The organism is Oleiphilus sp. HI0086 (genome assembly GCF_001635225.1).
Genome location: NZ_LWFZ01000816.1, coordinates 1 through 6,038, shown reverse-complemented (window position 1 = coordinate 6,038; position 6,038 = coordinate 1). Strand labels below are relative to the sequence as shown.

8 protein-coding genes are annotated in these 6,038 nt (G+C 42.6%); 1 reads left to right on the top strand and 7 read right to left on the bottom strand.

Annotation, left to right across the window (positions count from 1 at the left end; all coding sequences use genetic code 11):
- The 6 genes from A3756_RS14515 to A3756_RS14490 form a co-directional block, all read right to left on the bottom strand.
- Positions 1-284 (bottom strand): hypothetical protein (locus tag A3756_RS14515; protein ID WP_197481318.1); only part of this gene is annotated, 284 nt, incomplete at its 3' end.
- A gap of 62 nt (positions 285-346) precedes the next feature.
- Entirely contained in the window at positions 347-856 is a 510-nt protein-coding gene (locus tag A3756_RS14510; protein ID WP_068506668.1) for an endonuclease V, read from the bottom strand.
- Positions 840-1,679 (bottom strand): hypothetical protein, encoded by an 840-nt coding sequence (locus A3756_RS14505; protein WP_068553751.1) that lies wholly within the window; start codon positions 1,677-1,679, stop codon positions 840-842. The genes A3756_RS14510 and A3756_RS14505 overlap by 17 nt, the downstream gene beginning before the upstream one ends.
- A gap of 306 nt (positions 1,680-1,985) precedes the next feature.
- Entirely contained in the window at positions 1,986-2,747 is a 762-nt protein-coding gene (locus A3756_RS14500; RefSeq protein ID WP_068553750.1) for an ABC transporter permease, read from the bottom strand.
- Positions 2,744-3,670, bottom strand: a complete 927-nt coding sequence (locus tag A3756_RS14495; RefSeq protein WP_068506675.1) for an ABC transporter ATP-binding protein — start codon at positions 3,668-3,670, stop codon at positions 2,744-2,746. Before A3756_RS14495 ends, A3756_RS14500 begins: the two co-directional genes overlap by 4 nt.
- A 223-nt stretch (positions 3,671-3,893) precedes the next feature.
- Positions 3,894-4,607, bottom strand: a complete 714-nt coding sequence (locus A3756_RS14490) for a transposase (RefSeq protein WP_068553749.1) — start codon at positions 4,605-4,607, stop codon at positions 3,894-3,896.
- A gap of 180 nt (positions 4,608-4,787) precedes the next feature.
- Here A3756_RS14490 and A3756_RS14485 point away from each other — a divergent pair, with 180 nt between their 5' ends.
- The gene (locus tag A3756_RS14485) at positions 4,788-5,666 is read left to right on the top strand and encodes a prephenate dehydratase (RefSeq protein WP_068506680.1); all 879 of its coding nucleotides are present in this window, start codon (positions 4,788-4,790) and stop codon (positions 5,664-5,666) included.
- A gap of 91 nt (positions 5,667-5,757) precedes the next feature.
- Here the strand turns inward: A3756_RS14485 and A3756_RS14480 are convergent.
- Positions 5,758-6,038, bottom strand: a 281-nt coding sequence (locus tag A3756_RS14480; protein ID WP_156490490.1) for a TonB-dependent receptor, incomplete at its 5' end; no start/stop codon positions are given.

Sequence of the window (6,038 nt, the reverse complement as noted above, 5' to 3'; positions counted from 1 at the left end):
GGGAGGTTTAGCGTACTGTGACTGTCTCCCGCCCTAAACTGTTGCGGAGACTGATCATTATATTCGATATCATAGTGAGGACTGATTATCGCGTTATTAACGATCCAAAAGTAAGCCTGCCTAAGCTTTTCATCTAGTCCCGTGCTAGTTTCTTGAGCGTCACTTTCACCTGAACCAAAAGGCCCATCATACAAATCTGAAACATCGAAAGACTTAGCTTTGGAGTGTGCCTTTGGTTTGGTTGGTGAGGCCGATAAGCGGCCAAATAAATTGAATTTACTCATTAATAGTTCTCTTGATTCAACCAAGAATCAAATATCTAAATTATATTTTTCGTTATTAAGGTTCAGCTTGAACTATCCCAAGCCCGACAAAGCTTATCTACACGTTTCAATAGCGTCGGAAAGCGAAAACCACCATCCATGTTTATTATTTGTTGCTTAGCAATTTCAATATCCAATCCAGCCGCAGTCACATACAGCGGTTTGTCGCTCTTACCTCTGTATACTTCATAATTTGAACCGATACTCTTGAATCGATTTTTAGCGACACCGACAACCGGAATGCTACCACCTAAAGCATCATAAAGATGTTTACCAAGGCCAGGTCTTTTCTCTCCATCTAAGAATACATACCCATCAACAACGATAACATCTGGTTTTAGCGAGTGCTCATTTATTAGTTCGAGAATACAAGGCAGCTCTCGCTTATAAAACTCACCGGGAGTGTAATCTTCAACAGACTGAACTTTGCTAACAACCTCAATCGTCGGTTCTTTATCAGTCCAATCATCAAAAATAACACCACCGATTAATCCCGTATCGTTTTTATAGTCAACGTCAACAGCTAGAATCATTAAGATTTTCTTCCAACTCTTCACTAAAAACTTTGATACCCGATTTGTTGCACAGTTTGCTTTCTCTAAACCTTTTTAGCTGGCCGCAGCTATACATCCCATCGATCTCGAGTCTTTTGATATGAGGCAGATTTTCTGCATTTATAAAAATATCTGGAAAAGTGTAGCTGCTAATATTACTTCCCCCTAGGCTCAACCAAGCATCTTCCAATACGCTAAAACCGGACGTCAATAGATTGTCATGAGTCTTAGAGGTTAACGGTTCGCCATCACTCGTTATGATTTCAAGATTGCGCAGTCTTTTGAAAAGTATTGGCCTATCTAGTCTAAAATTACCATGAATAACGAGTGATTCGACTGAATGTAGACTCTCAAGTAAGCTTGTTAAATCGCCAAGTAAACTTGGAGCCCAACCATCACGATTACAATACAATTCATCAATACCTAGTGACAGATGCTCTAAAAGAGGAAAGCTAGTTCCAGACAAGATTTCTATAGCTTTTTCATAATTAAATGAAGATCCAGGAGGAGTATAGTCGCAGTGACCTATACATATTGAACGGAGCTGTTGAGGTAAGCCAGACTTAACAAGAGCTTCCAAAATATGAAGACTTTTTCCTCCAAGCAAAATTGAAACAGAAGTACATTCCCTGGGAATACCGTCCAACACTTTATAACCATTATGTTCGGTCTGTGGTACGCCGATAATCAGGTCTGTTTTATCTCTATCTATTGAGCGCTGTTCTTCTGGGAGTTCAAGTATTATTTGTTCGAACTCAAGATTGCTCGGAAGGTCCGTCTTATTTCTAAACACTGAGAACATTATGAATCAATCGCCGCGACTAAAAACATCAAGATATCATAATTCACTAGAAATGAGGGGCTGAAAATCAGAAAACATGGGAACGAATAAGACCAAAATGAAAACATCTTAAATATGAGCAATTAATTATATTTATCAATAACTTATATTTGTCTTCGTTTTTATTCTCTCAAACCCTTTTTTTAGGCTACCGAGGAATAAGGGTTTCAGAGGACTTTTGTCTTCGTTTTTATTCCTTCGATACATGATTGATCAAATTAGGATCAGCGAAAAAAGTCATTTTTGACGCTGACCCTAATCATTTAGCTATTTCTTCAACTGATACCCCGTCCTAAATATCCACCATACGCCAACAATACACAGAAGCAGAAAGCCACTAATAGCCGCCAGACTTGCTACCATGCTGACGTCTGAAATCTCGTAAAAACTCCAGCGAAAGCCGCTTACCAAATACAAAACAGGGTTGAATAAAGTGATGGTCTGCCAGATCTGCGGCAGCATGTTGACAGAGTAAAAAGTACCGCCCAAAAACACTAAAGGCGTAATCACCAGTAAAGGAATCACCTGAAGCTTTTCAAAGTTATCGGCCCAGATGCCGATAATAAAACCGAACAAGCTGAAGGTAATGGCCGTCATCACAAGGAAGACCATCATCCAAACCGGATGCGCTATTTGTAGCGGTACAAACAGGCTCGCCGTTGCGAGAATAATCAAGGCAAGTATGATCGACTTCGTTGCTGCGGCCCCCACGTAGCCAAGCAAGGCTTCGAAGTATGAAACAGGTGCAGAAAGTAGCTCATAAATGGTGCCGCTAAACTTAGGAAAATAAACTCCAAATGAAGCGTTAGAAATACTCTGCGTTAACAAAGAAAGCATAATCAAGCCTGGTACGATAAAGGCCCCATAGCTAACTCCGTCCACTTCATTAATCCTCGAGCCAATCGCAGAACCAAAGACGACAAAATACAAAGAGGTAGAGATAACTGGCGAGACAATGCTCTGGAAAATGGTTCGCTTTGTACGGGCCATTTCAAACTTATAAATCGCGGCAACTGCGTGACGGTTCATGCGGACTCCTTAACAAGCGATACAAAGATATCTTCTAATGAGCTCTGGTCAGTCTTTAAATCTTTAAACTGAATCCCCTCTTCAGACAAGTGCTGGAGCAAGGTCGCAATACCCGTATGATCTTCTAGCGTGTCGTAGGTATAAACAAGTTGCAGGCCATTATTATTCAGCACTAGATCGAAACCTTTTAGGCTCGTTGGCAAACTAGATAGCTCGGTCTTCAGGTCGAGGGTTAATTGCTTCTTCCCTAACTTACGCATCAATTCTGTCTTCTCTTCAACCAAGACTAATTGACCATTATTGATCACACCAATACGGTCAGCAATTTCTTCTGCTTCCTCAATATAGTGTGTGGTGAGGATAATCGTGACCCCCTTTTCTCGAAGCTTACGGACCAACTCCCACATATCTTTTCGCAGCTCAACATCAACCCCAGCTGTCGGCTCATCCAAGAATAAAATCTTGGGTTCATGCGACAGCGCTTTGGCTATCAACACACGGCGCTTCATACCACCTGACAACTCCATAATACGGTTATCTTTCTTATCCCACAGTGATAAGTCTTTTAGCGTCTTCTCGATATAAGCCGTGTTAGGCGCTTTACCAAATAAGCCTCGACTAAACGTCACGGTATCCCATACAGTCTCAAATGAGTCAGTCGTTAACTCTTGTGGAACCAGACCAATCATTTCACGCGTATGGCGGTAGCCTTTGATAATATCCTCACCGTCGACAGTCACGGTGCCGGAAGATGGATTGACTATACCGCAAATGGTACTGATTAAGGTCGTCTTACCGGCCCCGTTCGGACCGAGTAAAGCAATGATTTCAGATTTTTCTATTGTAAGGTTAATACCACTGAGCGCTTGAAAACCACCAGCATAAACCTTAGACAAGTTTTCGATTTGAATAATGGGAGTCATGATTTTGCATACCCTAATTTCTATAACAGTACGTTAAACGATTTTGCTTGTGCCTGACTATGCTCATAAATGGAATTCAGAAATTTGGGCTCAACGTACTGAAGAATACCGCTGCTGCAATACAAAGGGATTTGGAAGAAGCTGAAGCGAACAAGCTTTATCCGCAGAGTTATGATCTTAAGGCGGCCTAGCCTTTTTCAAAGGGGTCAGACTCGATTGATTTTCAATCGAGTCTGACCCCTTTGAAAACCTTCGACCTACGATCACCGCCCGTCTTTCTCGGGTGACTTGCCCTACCGGTCTGCGCTTCAATTTGAGACTTGAATTGCTCACTTCCCAGTACCCATGCCTTATTTGTTACTGTGCGAATCTCTTCAAGCGTCTGTTCTTTTATCTCGTACGTAAATAGAGAACGATATATCGACCGTCTTTTTTCTGGCGATACGGATAAAGACAAGTATTCGAAATGAGGTGAGATTAGCTCGCTTTGTGCTCCCAAAGCATTAACACGATAACTAGACCAAGGGTAATTAGATGGGTGGGCCACCATATTGGCCCGAACAGGATTTAGCTCGATATATCGATAGCAAGTTAGTAAATAGAGAGCTGAGTCAATAAGAGACGCTTTATAACGCCCTTCCCACAACGTACCCGTTCGGCGGTACTTTTTATTAAAGTACTGAACATAGTAACGCCCAATATTCTGTATTGTTTTTGATATGCCGTCTTCCACTTGAGGTGTAATCAGCAAATGTACGTGATTGGTCATCAAGACATAAGCATGTACTTCACAAGAGTATGCTCGACACGCGTCATTCAGTTTATCTAGATAGAACAAATAATCGTCATTTTGATGAAAAATCGCTTCACGGTTATTACCTCTAATAATCACGCGCTGCGGATGGCCTGGAATCACAAACCGGGGTAATCTCGCCATATTGACCTCCCTGTCTTCTGGCGTTGAACACTAAATCTACACTAACTTTTCAGCAGCTTCTTTTCAACGGAGTCAGACTCGATTGGTTTTCAATCGAGTCTGACTCCGTTGAAAAAGATACACTAGCTCTGATTATTCTTTATAATCCCAGCATTCGAATTTATACAAGCAGTTATTACCATGAACACTCCTACACAGATTACTGTTGCTTATCAGGGAATTGAGGGTGCTTATTCGCACTTGGCCTGTAAGAAGGTCTTTCCTGATCATCGTGCCCTCGCTTGCGAGAACTTTCAAAGCGCTATTCAGCTGGTGGAACAAGGCCAGGCTGACTATGCGATGATCCCGCTTGAGAATTCGACCGCCGGGCGTGTTGAGGAGATTTATCGTTTATTACCCAATACGCATTTGAGCATTATTGCCGAGCACTTTGAGCCGGTGAATCATTGCTTGCTTGCCCTACCCGGAACTCAACTTGAGGCGATTAAGACAGTGTCTTCTCATCCTCAAGCTTTGGCGCAGTGCTTTCATCGTTTGGAAGCTTTAAAGATCACCCCTTTAGTGGCGATGGATACGGCTTTGTCTGCTAAGGACTTGGCGTCTAAGAAAGATGCGCAATCGGTTTACGGTAGCCATGGCGCGATAGCTTCTACTTTGGCGGCAGAGCTGTATGGGCTAGATGTGATCGCAGAGAGCTTTCAGGATGTGGGCGGCAACACGACGCGCTTTATTGTTTTGGCTAAGCAAGCTATTGATGCCGACTATGATCCGAAGCAGCATTATATTTCGAGCTTGTTGTTTTCGGTCAGAAATATACCGGCGGCTTTGTATAAGGCTCTCGGTGGTTTTGCCACCAACGGTGTCAATATGATCAAGCTTGAGAGCTATATGGATGGTGGAACCATGGAAGCGAGTCATTTTCATATTGATGTCGATGGACATTATCGTCAGCAAGCGCTTCAGAATGCTTTGGAAGAATTGAACTTTTTCGCGAAGGAGGTACGGATATTGGGTTCGTATCCGGCGCATAAGTATCGTCGGAAGCATGAGTTTGTGTGAGATTTTTGTAGGCGGCCCCGCCTTGTCTACTTCGGATTATTCCCATACATACAAAAAGCCTCATATGAGGCTTTTTTTGATTTCATTACGTTTAGAAGTTGCGAACTAAACGCAAACCAAAGGTTCTTGGTGGGTTGATGTCTTTGGTTACACCGACACTATCCAGGCTTAAAGGGCTACCAGGAAACTCTCGAGTGGAAGTTGAATACGCTTTATTCGTTAGGTTTTCAACGTAAACTTCTGCTTCCCACATTTCATCTGCACTCTCATAACCGAACCTCGCATTCACTAAAGCATAAGCCCCCTGATAAGAGGTTTCATGGTTCGGCGCAGTAAAGTACTGCTCATCCTGCCACGCATACTCCAAGCGGT